The sequence below is a fragment of the Aeromonas enterica genome (genome assembly GCF_054052465.1).
Map to the genome: position 1 here is coordinate 254,948 of NZ_JBSTYL010000002.1, position 19,255 is coordinate 274,202.

At 60.0% G+C, this 19,255-nt stretch carries 16 protein-coding genes and 1 pseudogene; 5 read left to right on the forward strand and 12 right to left on the reverse strand.

Features of this window, described 5'->3' with window-relative positions:
- Nucleotides 1-65 precede the first annotated feature (65 nt).
- From dpaL to ACW5XD_RS03435, 12 genes and pseudogenes are all read right to left on the reverse strand, one after another.
- Complete coding sequence (dpaL, locus tag ACW5XD_RS03380; protein ID WP_456493637.1) at nucleotides 66-1,265, reverse strand: diaminopropionate ammonia-lyase; 1,200 nt, start codon at nucleotides 1,263-1,265, stop codon at nucleotides 66-68.
- 125 nt (nucleotides 1,266-1,390) lie between these two features.
- Entirely contained in the window at nucleotides 1,391-2,578 is a 1,188-nt protein-coding gene (ygeW, locus tag ACW5XD_RS03385; protein WP_456493638.1) for a knotted carbamoyltransferase YgeW, read from the reverse strand.
- A gap of 409 nt (nucleotides 2,579-2,987) precedes the next feature.
- On the reverse strand, nucleotides 2,988-4,874 hold the full coding sequence (locus ACW5XD_RS03390; RefSeq protein WP_456493639.1) for a sigma 54-interacting transcriptional regulator: 1,887 nt from the start codon (nucleotides 4,872-4,874) through the stop codon (nucleotides 2,988-2,990).
- Between the two features lie 221 nt (nucleotides 4,875-5,095).
- A pseudogene (locus ACW5XD_RS03395) lies at nucleotides 5,096-5,350 on the reverse strand (AEC family transporter); the annotation flags it as partial.
- 122 nt (nucleotides 5,351-5,472) lie between these two features.
- Nucleotides 5,473-5,697: a hypothetical protein gene (locus ACW5XD_RS03400; protein ID WP_456493640.1), complete on the reverse strand. Its 225-nt coding sequence runs from the start codon at nucleotides 5,695-5,697 to the stop codon at nucleotides 5,473-5,475.
- Entirely contained in the window at nucleotides 5,694-7,451 is a 1,758-nt protein-coding gene (locus ACW5XD_RS03405) for a hypothetical protein (RefSeq protein ID WP_456493641.1), read from the reverse strand. The genes ACW5XD_RS03400 and ACW5XD_RS03405 overlap by 4 nt, the downstream gene beginning before the upstream one ends.
- A gap of 12 nt (nucleotides 7,452-7,463) precedes the next feature.
- On the reverse strand, nucleotides 7,464-7,868 hold the full coding sequence (locus ACW5XD_RS03410; protein ID WP_456493642.1) for a hypothetical protein: 405 nt from the start codon (nucleotides 7,866-7,868) through the stop codon (nucleotides 7,464-7,466).
- 18 nt (nucleotides 7,869-7,886) lie between these two features.
- Nucleotides 7,887-9,446: a hypothetical protein gene (locus ACW5XD_RS03415; protein WP_456493643.1), complete on the reverse strand. Its 1,560-nt coding sequence runs from the start codon at nucleotides 9,444-9,446 to the stop codon at nucleotides 7,887-7,889.
- 2 nt (nucleotides 9,447-9,448) lie between these two features.
- Nucleotides 9,449-10,645, reverse strand: coding sequence for a hypothetical protein (locus ACW5XD_RS03420; protein ID WP_456493644.1), 1,197 nt, complete (start codon nucleotides 10,643-10,645; stop codon nucleotides 9,449-9,451).
- Between the two features lie 103 nt (nucleotides 10,646-10,748).
- Complete coding sequence (locus ACW5XD_RS03425; protein ID WP_456493645.1) at nucleotides 10,749-14,363, reverse strand: curculin (mannose-binding) lectin protein; 3,615 nt, start codon at nucleotides 14,361-14,363, stop codon at nucleotides 10,749-10,751.
- Nucleotides 14,360-14,728, reverse strand: coding sequence for a hypothetical protein (locus tag ACW5XD_RS03430; RefSeq protein ID WP_456493646.1), 369 nt, complete (start codon nucleotides 14,726-14,728; stop codon nucleotides 14,360-14,362). Before ACW5XD_RS03430 ends, ACW5XD_RS03425 begins: the two co-directional genes overlap by 4 nt.
- On the reverse strand, nucleotides 14,725-16,014 hold the full coding sequence (locus ACW5XD_RS03435) for a hypothetical protein (RefSeq protein ID WP_456493647.1): 1,290 nt from the start codon (nucleotides 16,012-16,014) through the stop codon (nucleotides 14,725-14,727). The genes ACW5XD_RS03430 and ACW5XD_RS03435 overlap by 4 nt, the downstream gene beginning before the upstream one ends.
- A 309-nt stretch (nucleotides 16,015-16,323) precedes the next feature.
- On the opposite strand from ACW5XD_RS03435, the gene ACW5XD_RS03440 reads away from it, so the two are divergent.
- From ACW5XD_RS03440 to ACW5XD_RS03460, 5 genes are all read left to right on the forward strand, one after another.
- On the forward strand, nucleotides 16,324-16,662 hold the full coding sequence (locus tag ACW5XD_RS03440) for a hypothetical protein (protein WP_103261839.1): 339 nt from the start codon (nucleotides 16,324-16,326) through the stop codon (nucleotides 16,660-16,662).
- A 68-nt stretch (nucleotides 16,663-16,730) separates the two neighbouring features.
- Nucleotides 16,731-17,447: a hypothetical protein gene (locus tag ACW5XD_RS03445; protein ID WP_456493648.1), complete on the forward strand. Its 717-nt coding sequence runs from the start codon at nucleotides 16,731-16,733 to the stop codon at nucleotides 17,445-17,447.
- A gap of 373 nt (nucleotides 17,448-17,820) precedes the next feature.
- Nucleotides 17,821-18,291 carry a hypothetical protein gene (locus ACW5XD_RS03450; protein WP_456493649.1) on the forward strand — a complete coding sequence of 157 codons (471 nt, stop codon included), beginning with the start codon at nucleotides 17,821-17,823 and terminating at the stop codon, nucleotides 18,289-18,291.
- Entirely contained in the window at nucleotides 18,276-18,509 is a 234-nt protein-coding gene (locus tag ACW5XD_RS03455) for a hypothetical protein (protein ID WP_456493650.1), read from the forward strand. Before ACW5XD_RS03450 ends, ACW5XD_RS03455 begins: the two co-directional genes overlap by 16 nt.
- A 252-nt stretch (nucleotides 18,510-18,761) precedes the next feature.
- Complete coding sequence (locus ACW5XD_RS03460; protein ID WP_456493651.1) at nucleotides 18,762-19,046, forward strand: hypothetical protein; 285 nt, start codon at nucleotides 18,762-18,764, stop codon at nucleotides 19,044-19,046.
- Nucleotides 19,047-19,255 lie beyond the last annotated feature (209 nt).

The following is a 19,255-nucleotide window of genomic DNA, read 5'->3' on the forward strand; positions in this document are numbered from 1 at the left end:
CACCTCCCGCCCTGTACGCTGGGTGGCGCCCGCCTGGCGAGCACCGTCAGTTCTTCAATTCGTGCTTAGTCGCAGGCGGGGTGCTTGCCCTCCCACACCACTTCCCGGTAGTGGGTCACATCGGTGTCCCCTTCGGTGTTGATCAGCAGCACCACCGATTGATCATCAAGCCCCAGCCGGGTCATCAGCGCCGCGCGATCCGGGTGGTGGCGCACCGCCGCCAGCACGCCGGTGCCGACCGAGCCGGACTCGCCGGAGATGATGCGAGGATCGTCGCCAAGGGGGTTGCCGAGCACCCGCATGCCGAGCGCCGATACCTTGTCGTGGCAGGAGATGAATTGGGTGGTACAGCCGCGCAGCACCGGCCAGCCGAGGGGGTTGGGTTCGCCACAGGCGAGACCGGCCATGATGGTGCGCATGTCGCCCCCCACGTTGACCATCTCCCCCGCCACGCCGGAACGGTAGATGCAGTCGGCCTGATCCGGCTCGACGACTATGCTGTGCAGGTTTTTCGCGCCGAAGCAGTCCACCAGATAACCGAGCACGCCGCCCGCCAGCGCCCCGACCCCGGCCTGCAGCAGCACGTGGGTGGGCTGCCTGATGCCCATGGCCTGCATCTGTTCGACCGCTTCGTCGGCCAGGGTGGCGTAGCCCTGCATGATCCAGGTCGGGATCTTGGTATAGCCCTCCCAGGCGGTGTCCTGCACTATGTGCCAGCCGCGCTCCTCGGCCATCTTCATGGTCAGGCGCACGGTATCGTCATAGTTCATGTCGGTGACGATGCACTCGGCCCCCAGCGCCAGAATGTGCTCCACCCGCTCCTGGGCCGAGCCCTTGGGCATGTAGACCACCGCATGCTGACCCACCTGTTTTGCGGCCCAGGCGACGCCGCGCCCGTGGTTGCCATCCGTGGTGGTGGCGAAGGTCATTGGTTCCTTGATGGTGGCCTTGATGAGATCGAAGGTGAAATCCTCCACCGCCACCCCGTATTTCTCGCAGAGCAGGTTGGCGATGGCATAGACGCCCCCCAGCATCTTGAAGGCGTTGAGGCCAAAGCGTTGTGACTCGTCCTTGACCAATATTTTTTTCACCCCGACATAGGCGGCCAGCGCGTTCAAATCACACAATGGCGTGGGCTCATAACCGGCCAGTTTCTTGTGAAAGGCGCGGGCCTTTTGCGCCTCGGCGCGAGAAAACAGGGGCAGGGATTCACCGGTAAAAAAACGGTTATCGGCAATATCCATCTTCAGGGAGAATTGGGACATGAATACCTCACAGAGAGTCATCTCGCCGGGGATCATTGATTAAAAAGAGCCCCGGGGAGAGAACCCGTGACAATGATTGCGCCATGATGGCCGGGCGGGGAAATATTCCCGGCCCGGCCCAACCATTATTTGACGCGCTTCTGCGCCTCTTTGATCAAACCCTCGAGTGCGGCGCCCGGTGCAGAGAATTTACGGGCAACTATCATGGCGGCGATAATATAGGGTTTCCAGCTCGCTTCTTTGTATGTGGCGATCCGGTATTTCTCGAATACCCCTTCACTCACTTCCCCTTCCTTGCAGGAGACGCCGGAAATATCGGCCGGCAGGCAGTGCATATAGAGCGCCTCGCCTCCCTTGGTGAGGGCCATCATCTCCTCGGTGCAGTGCCAATCCTTGTGCTTGGCGTTCTGCGCCAGGCAATGTTGCTCCAGCTCCTTGAGGCCGGCGTGATCGTTGGCACGCAGCAGCTCGGTGCGCTGCTCCATCACCTGATAGGGTGCCCAGGACTTGGGATAGACGATGTCCGCGTCCTTGAATGCCTCTTCCATGGAGGTGACCTGACGAAAGCTCCCGCCGGAAGCCTTGGCGTTCTCATGGGCTACCGCGATCACGTCCGGGATCAGGTCATACCCTTCTGGGTGGGCCAGGGTCACCTCCATGCCGAAGCGGGTCATCAGACCTATGATGCCCTGCGGCACGGAGAGCGGCTTGCCGTAGCTGGGGGAGTAGGCCCAGGTCATGGCAATCTTCTTGCCCTTGAGGTTTTCCAGGCTGCCGAAGTGCTCCTGCAACCAGGCGAGATCAGCCATGGACTGGGTCGGGTGATCAATGTCGCACTGCAGGTTGACCAGGGCCGGGCGCTGGGGCAGCACCCCCTTCTCGAATCCTTCGTCCAGTGCCGCGCCCACTTCACGCATGTAGGCGTTGCCGGCCCCCAGGTACATGTCATCGCGAATGCCGATGGCATCGGCGCAAAACGAGATCATGTTGGCGGTTTCACGCACCGTCTCGCCGTGGGCTATCTGGGATTTGCCCTCGTCCAGATCCTGCTGGGTGAGGCCGAGCAGATTGAGGGCGGAGGCATAGGAGAAACGGGTGCGGGTGGAGTTGTCACGAAACACCGAGATGCCAAGACCGGTATTGAACAGCCTGGTGGCGATGTTTTCGGCGCGCAGCCCCTTGAGGGCCTCGGCCAGCTTGAGCACCAGTGCCAGCTCCTGGGGGGTTTGCTCCCAGGTCAGCAGGAAGTCTTTTTCATGCAGGTTGGATTTGAGCTCATTGATCTCTTTGATTAACTGGTTCACTGCTTTCATCGTTAGCCCCTGTTGATGAGATATGGATTGCTCCCCTTCCACTCACAAGGTCACCGAAAAGAGGGCCATTGGGTGAGTTCATCGGTCAGCGTCAAACAAGAGCAATCAATAAGCGTGCCAATGCGGTATTTAAGGGGGAATAACGAAAAACAGGGAAATAGATGTGAACCAGCGCACATGACAATGCTATTTAGACATACGGCATGGCTCTTTTACGATAAACGCCGGTACGCCGAAGCCGTATTTAAAATAATGCCAGGATGCGCGCTGATAATTATCACCCTGACTATCGGGTGCAGGCAGCTAATTGATAGGCGATGCGGGGAAATTATCATAATGATAATGGCCTTGTCCCCGGCGCAGCCATTATCTGAGCAGACCGCGTTTGCGGTGCACGGCGGTGTGAGGATCAGGCCTGCACGGCGATTTCGTACTTCTTTATCTTGCGATAGAGGGTCGCAATTCCAATCCCCAGTGCCTGGGCGGCCAGCTTCTTGTTGCCAAGTCGCTGCAAGGTCTCCTCTATCACCTGCTTTTCCATGCTCTCCAGCCCGTTTTCCCCAAGGGGCGGTTCAAGGCCGCGATCGACCGGGCCGCTTTCAGCCATGACGGGGGCGGATAGCGAGGTACGATCGACAGCAACCGGGAGCTCCCCGGCGCCGCGCCATTGATGGTGCGGCAGATGAGCGGCGTGCTGCATATCCTCAGGCACCGGCTCTGCATCACGGTGCTGGTTGCGCAATATGTTGGGGGGCAGGAGTATGCTCTCGATCACCTCCCCCGCCTGCACCACGTTGACCAGATACTCGATGAGGTTGCTAAGCTCGCGCACGTTGCCTGGCCAGCGATACCCCTCGAGCAGGCCCATCACTTCCGGGCTCAGCCCCGGATAGATGAGACCGATGCGGCTGGTGTGCAGGTTGAGGAAGTAATGGGTCAGCAGTGCCACATCCCCTTCCCGTTCGCGCAGCGGAGGCAGGTGGATGGGGATGACGTTGAGGCGATAGAAGAGGTCCTCGCGAAACTTGCCCTCGGCAATGTACTGCTCCAGATGCTGGTGGGTCGCGGCTATGATGCGAATGTCCACCGGCACGGGCCGGCTGGCACCGATAGGTGTCACCTCCCGCAGCTCCAGCACCCGCAGCAGCTTGGCCTGCATGGTGAGCGGCATGTCCCCTATCTCGTCGAGAAACAGGGTGCCCTGATGGGCAGCCTGGATCAGCCCCTGCTTGCCGCCGCTGGAGGCACCGGTGAAGGCCCCCTTCACGTAGCCAAACAGCTCGCTCTCCAGCAGTTGCTCCGGAATGGCGGCGCAGTTGATGGCGATGAAGGGCTTGTCACGGCGCGGGCTGAGGCGGTGAATGGCGCGGGCCACCACCTCCTTGCCGGTGCCGCTCTCGCCGCAGACCAACACGCTGGAGGGGCTCAGGGCGATGCGATGGAGCAGCTTTTTCAGCGCCCGCATCGGTTTGCTTTCGCCGATCAGCAGCGCCATACCCTCGTCCGGCTCCAGTGGCTGGCTCAGGGCCGAGTGGGACTGGTGAAACGCCATCAGAAACAGCTGCTGGCCCTGCACATGGTGCAACTGGCCTATGATGAGCTCCTGGCGATCCGCCAGTGTGATGATGTGCTGCATGTGCCCGGTCAGTCCCTGCTGGGCGAAGGTGAGCGGACGCACGCCAATCTCGCGCCCCAGCAACTGCTCCTGCTGGCAGTTGAGCTGCTTGAGCGCCACCTCGTTGGCATAACGCACCTGGCTCTTCTCGTCGAGCAGCAGGCAGCCCTGATCCATGTGGTTCATCAGGTTCAGGAACACCTTGTTGACCCCGTCCGACAGCCCGCGGGAATCGAGCAGCTTGGCCACGAAGATGCTGGAGATGTGCTGCACATAGTCGCACACCTCCTGCAGATTGTTGTTGAGGCGCGCCTGCTGCTCGGCGTTGAAGGCCACCAGGCTGATGACCCCGATGCAGGTCTCCTCCACCATGATGGGCACCCCGAGGAAGGCTCGCTCCCGGCAGCTCTCCTTGCAGCTGCACCCCTCGCAGACCGGATCCTCGCTGGTGTGGGTGACTATTTTCTCGCGCTGGTGTTCGATCACGTAGCGCAACAGGCGGGAGTCCCCCTCCAGCTGGCGGCCGAAAAACTTGCCATAAGGGCCGGTTCCCGCCACCCGCACCATGTTGGCGTCCACGATTTCCACTTCCAGTTGCAGCACGCTGGCCAGCATCTTGGCAAAGCGCAAGATGGTGGGCTGGATCTGCATCAACAAACATTGGTTACTGACGGACATCATGTTGTAAATCCCCTGGCTCCCACCCCGGGTGGGATTCATGCTGGCCAGATACTATGCCAATTCGACGGCAGTGACTTCGCCGAGGATCACGAAAAGGGAACTTGCATCGCTCGCCATGCCGGCAATGCGACAAAACACCGTCTTGAGGAAAGATGGGAGCGAAGGGATCAGCAATGAATGGACGTCAGCAGGTGCCCATGGAAACGACGGCAATAACCGGCTCAGCCGTTGATGTGCAGAGCCAGCCAAACCGCCAGCGGGATCACCACCACAGAGAGCGCATTGCCGCCGAGCACGATACTGGCCACCTTCTCGGGCTGGCACTGGTACTGCTCGCACAGCATGTAGTTGAGCACCGCCGGGGGCAGCGCCACCGACAACATCAGCAGCGGGATCCACTCCGCCTGCAGCGGCAGCAGCCAGACCGCGAGTCCAAGGGAGATCCCGCCCGCCAGCAGGTAGAGCAGGTTGCACTTGTGTAGCCTGCCGCGAAAAATGAAAAATCTTTCTGCCTAAAACGAAAAACTGTGCCCTTGGTACTTTTATCAAACTTGATGGCACAGGAATCGCCGAGTTTGATAAGCCCGTTAAACCGGCATTAAACCTCTATTTCATAGGTCGGTAAGTCAGGCGCCTCTCCTGCAAGCTCCCCTCCCCTGTAAAACGCCTTCTTGCCGACGGCTACCCCTGCGCCCCGTACTGTGATCGTACCGCCCGCCAACGTATCCAAGGTGGTCGTGGTAGAGCCCACAGCGGTCACGGTACCAACCAGCAGCGGGTCGGCACCGGGTACCAGTTCCAGGAATCGCTTGAACAGGTTCATACAAATCGCTCCACGCTCAGTCGCTGGCGCACCGTCATGGCCTTGTTCTGCAGCTCAGCAGAGACCCTGACGCCCCGGTTGTAGCCCTTCCAGCCATCCATCGCGAGTAGTGCGCCCGGCATAATGAGACCCGTATCGTCCGAGAGCGGCAGTTCAATGGTCTGAGTGCGCTTGGGCATAGTCTTGGCCAGCCCCACCACACCCTGAGCGCGGGCCGCAGCCACATCGCATACCAGCGGATGGGTGATGCTCTGGGCCAGTTGCTCGCCCGCAGTGCCTTGACGCACTACCCGCGCACTGATGCCCTGATGGCCACCGCTAACCCAGATACCGTTGGCCGCCTGCCCTGGCTGGAAGTCACTGCCCAGGGTGGTGGTGATGGCGCGGGGGATGGCCACATCGGCCAGCGCCGCCTCAAGCTGCCAGGGTACAGTGGGATAGCGCGGCTTGATGACCAGATGCCGGTTGCGCTGGTGTGGCAGCACAAAGCCACCGGCCGCCTCGGCCAGGTACTTGACCACCTCGATCGGGGTCTGGTTATCCAGGCTGAAAAATCCGCCCGGTACCAGCCAATCCGCCGCCTGCCACTCCAGTGTCCAGCCAGACGGCAGCACGGCCGCCGCCAACTGGGCCACCGCCGCGATACGCGGGATCTGGGCGCTGAACTGCCAGGCCCAGGAGTCGGTATCGAGCTCGATATTCACGGCGGTGGCCGGGATATCGAGCCCATCGCGCACCCGCACAATGCTTGCTGTGTTACTCACCAGATAAACCCTCCGGGTTGGGATAACGATGCGGGCATCTTGCCCATACCAGACGAACTCCAGCGAGGCATCACCACGCTTGCGGCCGAAGACCAGCCCCTTGATCCGCTTGTCCGGGCGCTCGGGGATGATCGGCGGCTTCGGATCCGGGCTGATGCCTCGGTCAGGCGGCTTGGCCTCTTCCCACCTGTCCAGCCAGCGCCAGTGCTGCGGGCGGCCATGGCTCAACTGCTGGCCGCTGGCCTTGCCCAGCTTGCCCCCTTCCTGCCACTGGTCGGCCTGCCATACCAGGTCAAAGCGCGGCGGGTTGCGATACCCGCTCACCTGCCAGCTATCCACCGGCCCGGCCTCGACCCACAGGGTCTGGGTGACGGCGTGACCCGGCGGCAAGTTGTCGAACGGCTGGCCATGAGCCATGCCTACCGCCACCGCCTCCTCAAACACCCCCTGAGCCAGCTCATAGCGCTGGGGCATGACCTCCCCAAGCTCGACCACAGCGGACACCTGCGGTGCGGCTTCCTGCCAGTCAGCGGCGCAGCTGGATCGCTCAATGGCCGGCTGCTGCCAGTCACTGGCCACCCCACTGCTCACCAGCGCGGCCCGGTCCCAGTCGCCGGCACTGGCATGGCTCGGCCCCCGGAACACGTTCACGTCATAGCCGGCGTCGAAGTCGTGGATCGCGGCCTGGGTGGTCACGGCCATGGCGCACTCGATAACGATGGTTCCCCGGATCTCTGCCACGGCGGCCGGTGACGGCGCCGCCAGGGTGGCAGGGTAGATCAGGCCCGTATCGGCTGACAGCGCCGGGGCGATGGTCTGCCCCTGCACCACGGATGGCAGCACCAGCCAGGGCGAACAGGCCAACACGGGCGGCAGCGGGTGGCCATTGAGCACCGCCTCATAGCGCACCACCATGGCCTGGTTAAGCTCCAGGTTGCCATTGCTCTGGCGCGCCTTGCGCAGCTCAAGGGAGGCGTCCTTTCTGGCCATAGGTGGCTCCGGTTAAGGTTCGGTGATGGTGGCGGTGTTGATGCGCACCAGGGCGCCGGCAAACAGCTCGTCGGTGGGGATCTCCAGATCGGCCCCACTACCGGGGGGGCCCACATCCAGATCCGCCACAAAGTCGCCGTCCCGGTTGGAAAAACGCCCCCAGTTGGGGGCCCCGTTGCCGGTGGCCATCTGCTCAGCCAATGGTTTGAGGGTCAGCACCCCGCCCGTCACCGACTGCGCGCAAGGGTTGGGGAACTGGAGCGTGACCAGCAGCTGCTGACTGGTGATGGCAGCCCCCGGGGCAGGCCGGGGGCCGGTGTAGACTTTGAAGGTGGCAGGGCCTGCGCTGCCGGTGTCGATGGCCGTGGCCAGCACCTGGGCGCGGGCGGTGCGCACCGTCTCGCTGAACTTGAGCATGTGGCGCTCCTTGGGTTATTAGCGAAATTGGACAGGAACAACACTGCCATCTGCTGGGTAGGGGAGCGGCGCCTGGTAGTCGGCCGCGACGGCGTTGTAATCGGCTGGCCCATAGGCAGGGTCGTCCTGGGCGACCAGCATGTAACGCTTGTTCAGCCACAGCAGGTCAAACTGATAGACTCCATCCGAGGCACGGCTATAGGTCTCGCCGACCAGCTCACCGTCCTGGGTGAAGCAGAGCACCCGGCGCCTGACCCCCTCCCCGTTGATAGTCACCCGGTTGCTGATGTAGCCCTGCTCCACATTGCGTACCCCATCGCGGATCCAGAAATAGTCATGTCCCTTGCAGACGATCGACTGGCTCATCTGTTGCACGTTGACTGGCCCGGCATAGAGCGGTGGGGTGCCACGCCAGGCCGCATCCTGCGGCTGGAAAACGGCTCTTGGCTCTTGGTTGGCGGGGGTGGCGGTCAAATGATGGCAATGGGTGTAATAGGTAAACTCTTGCGACAGAGGTGTCCACTCAGTGCCGACACTGGCCAAAGTGTCTCCCGGCTGTAACTCGATCCAATTTCTCTGCTCACTCTCGGCAAAAAACAGGGTTGAACGGACAATCACCTGATTCTGGTAGTAACCAAACGCTTGGCCGTTGTAGTGAAACAGGGTGATATAGGGTGCCGTACATGCAACGTCGGTTGTCACCCCACCAACGGTCAGGCTGGCGACCCCACCCACATAGGAGAGGCGGGCCACTACTTGATCACTGCTATTGAGGAGCACCCCAGTCTGCCCCGGCAAGATCCCCTTTGTCAGGATGTAGGATGGTGCCGAGCCCGACGCGACTAGCCCCACACCTGGCGTGTGGGTGAGCACAGCGCCAGCAGGGAGTTTAAGGTCAGGGGCCAGCGCGATGTACTGTGCCTCTGTCAGAGCGGCAAAGTGACCATCAAAACCAGCTGGGGCACTGGCAATCTCCACAAAAACATAAGCCCCACCGGTGCCGCCTGTGTAGGATGACTGTGCTCTGAGGTTAGAAAATCTCAGCTGGGTGATGGCGAGGGTGTTGCAGGTAATACTGAAAGACTGGTTCTTATTTGTGCCAGTGTCAGTGGTAAAAATGATGGCACTGTCGGTAAAACTCAAACTGCCGGATGTCTGGGGATAACTACCGATCTGCGCCGCCTTGGTCAAGGTAGCCAGATTGGGGCCATACCATAACCCATGCCGGTAAGCTGCATCCCAGCGAGTACGTATAGCGGCCAGCACCACCCCGCCAGCATCCAAAAACTCCAGATCCATGTCACAGTAATCCGGGGTCAAAGTGGCATTTCGAAGATCTAGCCGAAAAACAACGTCACGCACTGCCAGCGCAATGGTTTTGGTGGGGACGACGCCAGTGTTAGCAACCCCGCTGGGGTTAAATACATAGCTGAATACCCCTATGTCTGCGGTTTCACCGTATAGGTTGTACCAGTTTGGATTGCTGATGGCGGTCACATCATAATCGACATTATCGCCACCGATAGACTGAGCGCGAACACTGACTAATCGCCCGTGATCGGGAAGGAATGTGGCCATGACTACCTCCAGGGGCCAGTGAGATCAAACCCAATCAGCACACGTTGCCCCGATGAGTTCTGCGTCTCCGAATACCCCACCAGAATAAAGCGGGTCACCTTGCCGGGTATCGCTGGCAAGTCCCGGAAGTTCTTTCTATCCCATGACGCCGGCGAACCATATGGCACGACCAAGCCGGGCTGATACCCCCGGAGGTGGCCGCCCAACTCCAGCACCATGATGGGGTCGGTCGAGAGATAAAAACCGTTGTCAGGGCCGTTGGGAATGGGCAGACCCGAGCCAAACAGACCAAACAAGCCTTTCTGCCAACAGGTCGTGGTGCCAAACAGCTGATGGTAGGCGCGAGCGATCACTTTGTATGAGGTGTTATCGAACACCGGATAGGGGTTGCCATAGCCGCTGTTGCCAGCACCTGCACCATTCGACCACACTCTGGTTGCATCGCTGGCTGATGCGGTGGGATACCAATTCAACACCGCATGATAGCGATCCCCCGGCCGCACCGAATTGAGGTAGCCAAAGCTATACATAAATTGGTAGTTGGCAAGGGCAAAGGCGGGCAAGAAATAGAATATCTGGCTGTCACCGATGAGATCCCAGCGGCCGTTGGAATAACGCTTGGTCGCTGGCCAGCGAGCCTCCACGATGTTGGTATAGGTGTTGATATCCACCACGTCCTCAACCATGGCCACCTTGGCCAGATGGGCGCTGCTGGTGCCGGTCCAGCCGCTGAATGCGGTGTTGTCGATACGCAGGGAGACGTTGCCAGAGGCGGTGATGTCGGTCGGCCGGTAGATGGCCACCTTGCCGTCACCGCTCTCATGGGTCAGCGTCCAGCCCAGTGGCGCCACCTTCATGGTCATGGCCGCGCCAGAACCCGCAGCACCCGGGTTACCACCCTCCAGCTCGAACCATACCTGAGTGCTGCTGACCTGCATCACCCTGTGCTCGCCGTTGTAGGCCGCCGGGCTCACGCCGCCAACCTCAACCACAGAGTCTTGCAGGTAGGCATGACCACCGGTAAAGGTCGCCACCGCCCAGCCCTTGGCCGCATCCCAGGCCAGGGCATTGATGGTGAGGGAGCCAAACCCGGTCACCATGATGGCCTTGAGCAGCGCCGTCAGCGCACCCTCGGTGGTATCCCCCAAGCTCGGGGCACCCTGCATTTCACTCGCGAACCACTTCACGGGATAAGCCATTGCGTCAGTCTCCATGGCGGGGCAGACCTTTCAGGTCCGGCCCCACGGCAAAATAAGGGGGGGCGCGCTCTACAAAAGAGTGCCCACCGGGTTCACTGCCACATCAGCGGTTGACGTTGCCGCGCAGTTGCAGCTCGAACTTGTCGCTTTCACTGGCTGCCACCGACTGCAACACGGTGCGGATCGCCCAGATCGGGAAGTTGGCCGATTGGGTGTTGAAGCGCAGCACGTTGCCGGTGGCCCAACCTGTGCCCCACCCCCGCTTGTCCAGCCGAAAATAGGGCTGGCCATTGTTGGGGTTGACCGGGGCAAAGTCGGTGTTCACGTCACCCAGCGCTATCTGGCCCACATGCTCCCCGACCAGCACAAACGAGGTGCTGGACTGGAAGATGATCGCCCAGCGCTCCTCTATGGTGGCCCGGTTCGTCACCACCAACGGAAAGTCGGTGTCGTTGTACTGGGCCGTTGACTGGTCGCCGTCCACGTAGTCCTGCCACTTGTTGGTCCACGTCTTCTGGTCGAACAGGCTGGTGTAACGTGACCACAGATCCCCCATAATCAGCGCGCTCGACACATAGGTGTCGGTGGAGTCATAGGCGTGAGACAAGGGACGGGCCAAAGTGAGCCGGCCGGATATCTCCACATCAGTGACCAGGCTCATGTCCTCAATGCGGTGCACCACGGCCAGCGGTTCCACGTAGCCGGTCAGGTTCAGCGGACTGGCCAGGGTGACCACCCCGCTGTCCAGGTTGACGCTGTAGAGCGCCGGCGCCAGCTGCTTGCCGTCCTTGTCCTCCACATGGGCATAAGCCAACCGGGTGCGGTTGGTGTTGAGCTGCTGCCCTGCCGTCACCCCCAGCGGGAAGGCGCTGCGCTGGGTGCTGTGCACCACCACGATATTGCCCTTGCGGATGAAGGGCACCCGGCCATCAGACGGCAGACGTACCGGATCCAGCCCGATGATGTCGGCATCCAGCGGCAGGTAGCTGAACACCACGCAGTTGAACCGGATGGTGTCAGCCACCACGCTGGTGGGCTTCCAGATCTTGCCATCCTCCCCCACTGCCTCGGCGTCATACCAGGGCTGGCTCTCATTGCCGGCCGCCGTGACCTTGCGGCCAAAGCGCACCTGCACGATGCCGGTCTGGTAGCTTACCCGGCCGTCCATGTCGGTGGTGGTGAAATAGCCGTCCCCGTCTGCCGTGGCCTCGATACGGCGGCCGCTGGCGGTATTGGCGCTGATGTAGAGGCTACCCGGTGCCAGCGGGGCGCCCGGGGTGCGGAAGGTCACCGCATCCACCGACTGGGCGCTGAACGAGGTGGCCAGCGATTGCAGCGCAGGCTGGGCCGCTTGCCCTGCTGCCCAGTCAGCCAGCACCGCCAACCCGTTGGAGTAGTCGATGGTGCCCGCCTGGATGCCGGCGCCCGTCTCGGGATCCGGGTTGCGGTAGAGCAGCCCCTGCCGGTCAACATAGGTAGACCCGCCCAGGGTGAAGCGCATCGAGCCCTCCAGGATCGCCTCGGCAAAGCCGGGGGTCACGTCGATACGCAGCGCCTGCGCCGTCAGGGTGGCATTCTGGGCCTGCGCGCTGTTGTTATTGCGGTAGGTCACCTCCACCCAGCCCTGCTCGCCATCCGGGAAGGTATAGGCCGTGGTGTGGTACTGGATCCCGGTCATGGTCCAGCGCTGAACCGCGAGCTGTTGGTTGCCCTCCCAGCGGGTGCCTACGGTCACCCAGGCATAGGTCGGCTTGGGCAAGGGGGCGCTGCCGTCCGGCATGAAATGCAGGGTGCCGGCCGTGTAGTCGATGGCCCCCAGCACCATGCCGCTGGCATCGAGCAGGTTGCCGAGCCCGTCATCGCGCAGGGTGATGATGGGATCGCGGGTAGCGATCACCAGCTCCTGATCGTCCACGTCAAACTTGTGATACAGGGCGTTGAACTTGACCCGTACCGATCCCGGGGTCAGGTTGTGCGCCCCACCGCCAGAGCCATCCAGGGTGATGGAGAGGTGCCCCACCTGCCCCGGGGTGCTCAGGCGCCCCGGCTCGACGTGGCGCTCGGTCACCGGCTCACCGTACTGGTACTGGGCCGCATACTCCTGGCCAAGCGCCGGCAGGGTGATGTGCTCCAGATCGATGATGCCCTCGGCATAGTTGATGGTGCCGGTGATATCGCCCCGGATCTTGCCATCCCCCACCGAATCGTTGGCGGTCAGGCCAGCGCCCCAAATCAGGATCAGGCTCTTGGGGGTGATCCCGGTGTGGGGCAGTTGCCAGGCGCTCTTGCTGATGCTGATCGCCTGGCCGCTGCGGTTGGTGTAGTTCACCGGGGTGGCCCAGCTGAACATGATGGAGGTGTCCACGTCCGGCAACGCCCCCAGGGTCAGCATGACAGAGCCGGTGGCCAGATTGATGGTGCCCGAGCCATAGGAGAGATCCGCCCCGCGCAGCTCCCCTCGCCCGTTGTCCTTCAAGTCGTACCATTTCCCCTGCGCCATGAATGACACAGTGGTGGTGCCCGGTGCCGGGGTCGGCATCAGGGTGATGGTGTAGGCATAGCCGCGGTTGTTGGCCTTGACCTCGATCCGCGCCGTGTCGGCAATCCGTGATGGAAGGGCGGCTGGCCAGAAGCTCACTGTTTTGCTGGCCGCGCCGTAGTTCGGGCACTGGGCATTGAACTCACATTGACCACGGCCATAGTCGATGGCACCGATTATCGTACCGGCCACCACCAGGTCGCCGCCCCGGTCGGTGATCACCGCCGCCCCTATGGTGATGGTCACTGTGCCGGGCTTGGCGCCGCTGCCAAGGAACAGGCCCCGGCTCGGGGCAATATTGGCGGCCGTGTTGAAGCTCACCAGCCCTTTGCCAGAATCCACCAGGCTGGCCAGCTCACCGGCTGCCGTCAGATCCACGGCGGGGGTCTCGCTGCGGGCGGCCGGCACCAGCTGGGTGAAAATGGTCTTGGCCTTCACCTGCATGGCACCGAACGCCGCATCTTCCGCCATGCGGGTCGATGCGTAGTAGTTGGCCGCATCGGCTACCACCGTCTCGCGCAGCGCCGTCTTGGCGTTGGTCACCACGTCATAGGGGGTCGGTTGCTCCCCCTCGAAGGTGTAGCGCAGGGGGTCGGCAAGGACGCAGGTCACCACGTTGCGGGTGAACTCCGGCACCCCTGGGATCTGAAACTTGGCCGACTGCTGATTCACTTCAAGGACGCGCACATACTGCTCGAACTCGCCCGCCTTGCCCTCATTGCCGACCAGCACCAGGGTCTCGCCAATCTCAGGCAGACGTACCTCGACCCGCTGGAAGAAGCGGATCGCCCGCTGCCCTTCCAACTGGGTGTCGTAGAGAAAGCCCCGCCACTTGGGCCCACGGGCCAGATAGCGCTCCAGCACGTCGCGAGCGGTAGCCCGGGTGTCGTGGTGGTCTTTGGTGCTCATCAGGCACAGGCCCACGTTTGGATCGCTCGGGGGCAGCAGCACGGTGGCATTCGCACCAAAGTATGTATCCACGTTGTCGGTCTGCACGGCCAGAAACACCTTGCGCAGGTTGACCACGCCATAGGCGCGGTCCAGATCGCTGATGTCGGGGAATATGCTGTTGTGCTCGCCGCTGACGATTTCCCTGCCGGTGAGGCGGCCACCGCCATCGGTGGTATCCGTCATGCGCTGGCTGGCCATCAGCTTGATATCGCCGGAAAGAATGGTCATGGGGCTACCTCGGTGAAATTCAGGGTCAGGGCATAGGGCTCGCCCGCCTCGGGGTCGGCCATCTCGATCAAGGCCGTCACTACTACACCGGGGCGGCGCCAGATGACGGTGCGGGCCACACCGTCCAGCAGGGTCAGGGTCAGCAACTGACCCGGCACCGCCTCCAGCACCTTGAGGCGCTGCACTGTGGCACGGGCACAGTGGCCCACCAGGGTAATGGGGCGCCCCTCTGGTCTGGGGGTCTCCTCCACCAAGAGCGCCCCAGAGAGAGTCTGCGTCACTACCTGTTCGACGGGCGACCAGTCAAACTCGTCGCGCCAGACCAGATCATCGGGCAGCAGCTCGCTGTTTAAGGTCACGTTCATGAGCGCAATCCCTGCTGTTTAAGGAGACTGATAAAGGCGTTGGCATTGGCCTCGTCGGCCTGCACCTCGGCTCTGGCGCCGCTCGGTCCACGCAGTTCGATGATATGCCGCTGGGGTTGGCCCTGATTGAACGGGGCTTGGGAGGTGGTTGGCGAGCCGGGATCTGACTGGCCTGCTACCGATGTACCGGCGGTTTGAGCCTGCTCTGACTCCTTGGCCTGGGCCTTACTGAGCTCGGCCTGGAGCTGGGTCCGCATGGCCTCCATCTCCTTTTGGAACTTCTCGCCGTAATACTTGCTCCACTCGCTATAGGCCGGAATGTCTTTGACCTTCTGGCTGTAGCGGGCGAGCTCCTCTTCAACGCCTGCAAGCGTATTGGCCAGGCCATCGGCATTGCCGCGCAGGCTGTTGATATCCACGCTCTTGTAATAGAAAGACCCGGCATTGACGGTGCGAGTGTTGCCATTGCCGCCCCCTCCGCCGCTGGAGAGACTGGTATTGGTCTGCTCGGCCTCGTCCTGCACGCCCTTGAGCCCTGCCCGCATGGCATCGGTCGCCCCCTTCGCCCGCGCGGCAGCCTCGTCAAAACCATCGCCGATGGCCGCCACCGCCTGCTTGGCCTCCCCGCTCCCCCCTTTCACCTTGCTCATGGCGTCGGCGGCGATGGCCATGGAACGGGCCAGCGCATCACCGGTGATCTTGCCCTGGGCGGCCAGCTGCTGCTGGCGCTCGATCACTGCATCGAGCTCGGCCTTGGTCTTGGCACTGTTGTAGGCACTAGCCAGCGCCTCCTCGATGGCGGCTGCGCTGGTGCCGGTGTGCGCCACCAGCACATCCAGGGCGCCCAGGGTCTTCTGAAAGCCTGCGCCGATGCGGCCATTGGCCCGCTCGAAGTCCAGCCCCAGCGTCTCGAAGGCCTTGGCCAGTTCTGCAGCCCCATCGGCGCTTTGGCGGGTGGCTTGCCCCACCAACTGCTGCTCGCCCACCATGGTCTGCGCGGCTTGGGTGGAGCGACTGTCCAGTAGCAACAGGGTCTCGACCACCGCAGCCAACTGCTGGCCCCAGCTCTGCCACTGAGGGCTGGATTGGGCCAGCAGTTCGCCACTCTCGGGCAGGCTCTGCTGCAATGCCTCCTGTGCGCCAGTCAAGGTGGTCGTTGCAGTTGCCGCCTGTGCACTGCCGGGGCCAAGGGCCTCCAGCTCGGTCAGCAGCCCTTGCAGCTCCTCGCGGCCAACAACACGGGCAACCAGCTCCAGCGCGAGTTTGAGGGTTCGGGGGTCTGACATGGGCAGCCTTACCAATAAGTGAACAGACATGCCCATTCTGCCCATGCAAGGCGATGCCAAGGGGTTATGGTGGATTAAAAAAAGAACGCTACAAGGAGGTGAAACGCTAGAATGAAAGGAAGGATGTGTGATATTTTGCCACTCCATTCCTGCATAAAGGGATGGTTAACAGCCAATATTTGTACGGTTTATAAGCGAATTCGTGTGTACTCAGCCTCTTCTTGGCGCTAAGCTTGCTGGCAAGCTTAGCGCCAAGAAGAGGCTGAGTGGCCAACCTACTGTCAGGCACGGCAACAAAGGAGGTGCAACATGACAATCTCGATGCACTCTTTACTGCAAAAAACTGAAGTGGTGAAAGAGGTCAGCAATAACAGCTTTCCGCGCCCCATCCAGATCCGCCGTGATATCACCAGATACAATCAACCAAGATACATAGTGCTGTGGCGTGATGAGTTTGAAACCAAGCGCAACGACAGCAGTGCCGAAAGCTACTACATCGAACCGATCGCAGAGCTGCTGGTCAAGAATGACAAGCTCCGTTATGCCGTCAAACCGTCGAGTCACCATAGGGTTAACTCACGTTTTGACGAGGCGGTAAAATGCGCAGTCAACGAGGCGCTGACCCAAGAGCTGCAACTGCTGGCATAAATAAAGAGTGGTAAAAGCCTGATCTCCGAATCAGGCTTTTTTATTTTTGAGACAAGTCCGGGAAGACTATGGCCCCCAATCTGGTTCAAACCTACCGCAAACAACTCGATACCGATCCCGAAGGCATGACAAACGAGGTGACCTTTCAGCACTTCATGATCGCCCGGCGCAGATTGGCAATACTGGCGCTGACTGAATATCGCATGAGCGACGACAGCGACTTTTCATGCTGTCTGGTGGTAACCGAGCTGGGGGTGGATGAGTGGCTGACCGACGCGATCGAAGATAACGGTCAGTGGAGCGAGGAAGAGCTGCTAGCCTCTGTCGCAGATGCCCGCACCGGCAACGATACTGTTGTGGGCCGCTTTGTTTATAACCCGGTACAGCTGACCATCAATGCAGAAGCACAAGTGCAATGTGGTATTCAAATCCGTGGCGCTTTTATCGACCCGGATTACCGCAGCGGCCTTGCCCGACAAGTGTATCAATATCTGCGGGGAAAATATGGCTGCGTGGTCAGTGATGATATGCAAACCCTGAATGGGGCCCTGCTCTGGTTGATCGGTATCAATCAACTCACCTCACAATGTATTGAAGTTTACGACGCACGGCATCAAGCCATTCGCGGCTATCTCGACTACCCCATCAAACGGGGTAGCTTCAAACCCTGGTGCCTGACCGGATTAACCCACCAGCAAATCACCCAAGAGAGCAGCAGCAAGTTTGATGTCGTCGATTATGCAGAACACGACGACAAACGCCATATCCTGTTTCTTTTACGCTGACCCCTATGTTGCCGCGACCATCGATAGCGGCAAACCCCCTCTGCTTGTTTATTCCCCTCTTATAAGCCGCTGGCGACCACCAACGGTGGCCAGCAGTTGCGCCGTTCCGGCGGTCGTCTAATCTGAAACGGGGCCCAGCTCCTGCACCTCACCCGTCAGCGCGGCCGGTAACCTTGGCCGCCAGCTCTAGCGCGAGTTTCAGATTATTGGAACTGGACATGGGACATTCCTGAAAAATTAGGATATGCCCCATCGTAAAGAGGGGGGAGCAAATGGGTGGATTTACTGCAGATTACTGAGGCATATCACGGGAATACCGTGAAACATTCGACTACGCTACTCTAACGGAACTTATCGCGCTAAGGAGACACCTGTGATAACAAACGGAGAGTTACAGGATTCGTTGACGAATACATCTCGTCATTACACTACGATCAAAACGAAGTTTACCGACTTCGTAGGGTTTCTTGAAAGTTCATTTAAACAACCGAATTTCTCCGTCAGCGGAGTCTCAGTTACGCAATGTATTGATGAAAATCGAGTTGATATTAACTATGTCGGCAAGACCTTTCGATTAGTTTTTTCTGTTGCAATTACAGGAGACAAGAATCTTACAGTAGGTGTTATTTGCTGCTACTTGCTGGTTGAACATCCAGAACAGAAACTCGTCGAAACAGGTAGATTTACATTTAAGCAAAATGGTCAATCCGATTTAATAGACCCTGAAGATAACAGCCCTCTCAATATTACCGATGCATGGTCAGTCAGATATATAGGCATGCATCTAATTCATGAGGCTCTTAAACAATGCCACATGGAGGATAAACTGTGCACGACAAATTGAAGCTTAATGATGGGGATACCCTTGTCCGAGAAAGCCATCGCACCAAAGGTACTCTGGCTGAAATGGATATATATACTTACTCAATAATCAACGCACAAGGTACAAAAGTTGGCTCAGTTGTGCACACCGACCATACAGCAATAAAAGGTTTTCGTCGTACTCAAACGGTTGAGCAACGAGATAGCTCAGGCGCTTTAATCGTCGATGTTAGCTGGTAAAAGGCCGTAGATTAGCACAGCGTAATCGGATGTCAGCAGCAAACAAACGGCGGATTCCCCCGCCGTTTTTTATTTTTCAACACTCACACCATCTCCGCCGCCCCACATACAAGGGGGCTATCTCGCCATCCAAGACCAACAGCTTCTCCTCCAGCTCGCTCACTAACAACCCAATGACCTGTCATTTCTGACAGTGGCAAGTGGGCCTGGACGATCGATACTCAGATTCACTTGAGCAAAGGTACAAAATGAATGCATCAATTTGGCGTCTGGCATGAGGGGGGGCACCACACCATACAGGGGCTGCCGATCCTGAAACATCTACTACGTTCACTCCATGGCGATGTGATGGTGCGCTATGTCTGCCGTGCCGATACGCCTTGCACCCTGTTTCTGACTATCAAGGATGGCGTGCCATACCAAAAATTCAAAGAGGGTACTCCGCCTCTGGACTGGCAATGGTTAGAGAACTCCATCCTGCCCCTTTCAGCCTCCTCTAAACCACTGGTCATGATTAAGCGGCTGGCATTGCGTTAAAAAAAAGCCTCGCCCGCAATACACCATCCCTTCCCACCCGGCCGGTGGCCCTGGCCGCGAGCTCAAGCGCGAGTTTCAGGGGGGAAGAGGTGGACATAGGGGGCATTCCGATCAGATTCAGATATACCCCATGGTAAAGAAATGGTCGAAAGGCTGGATTTATTGAGGATTACATAGTCGCATCACAGGAAGACAGCTAACGTTCGATT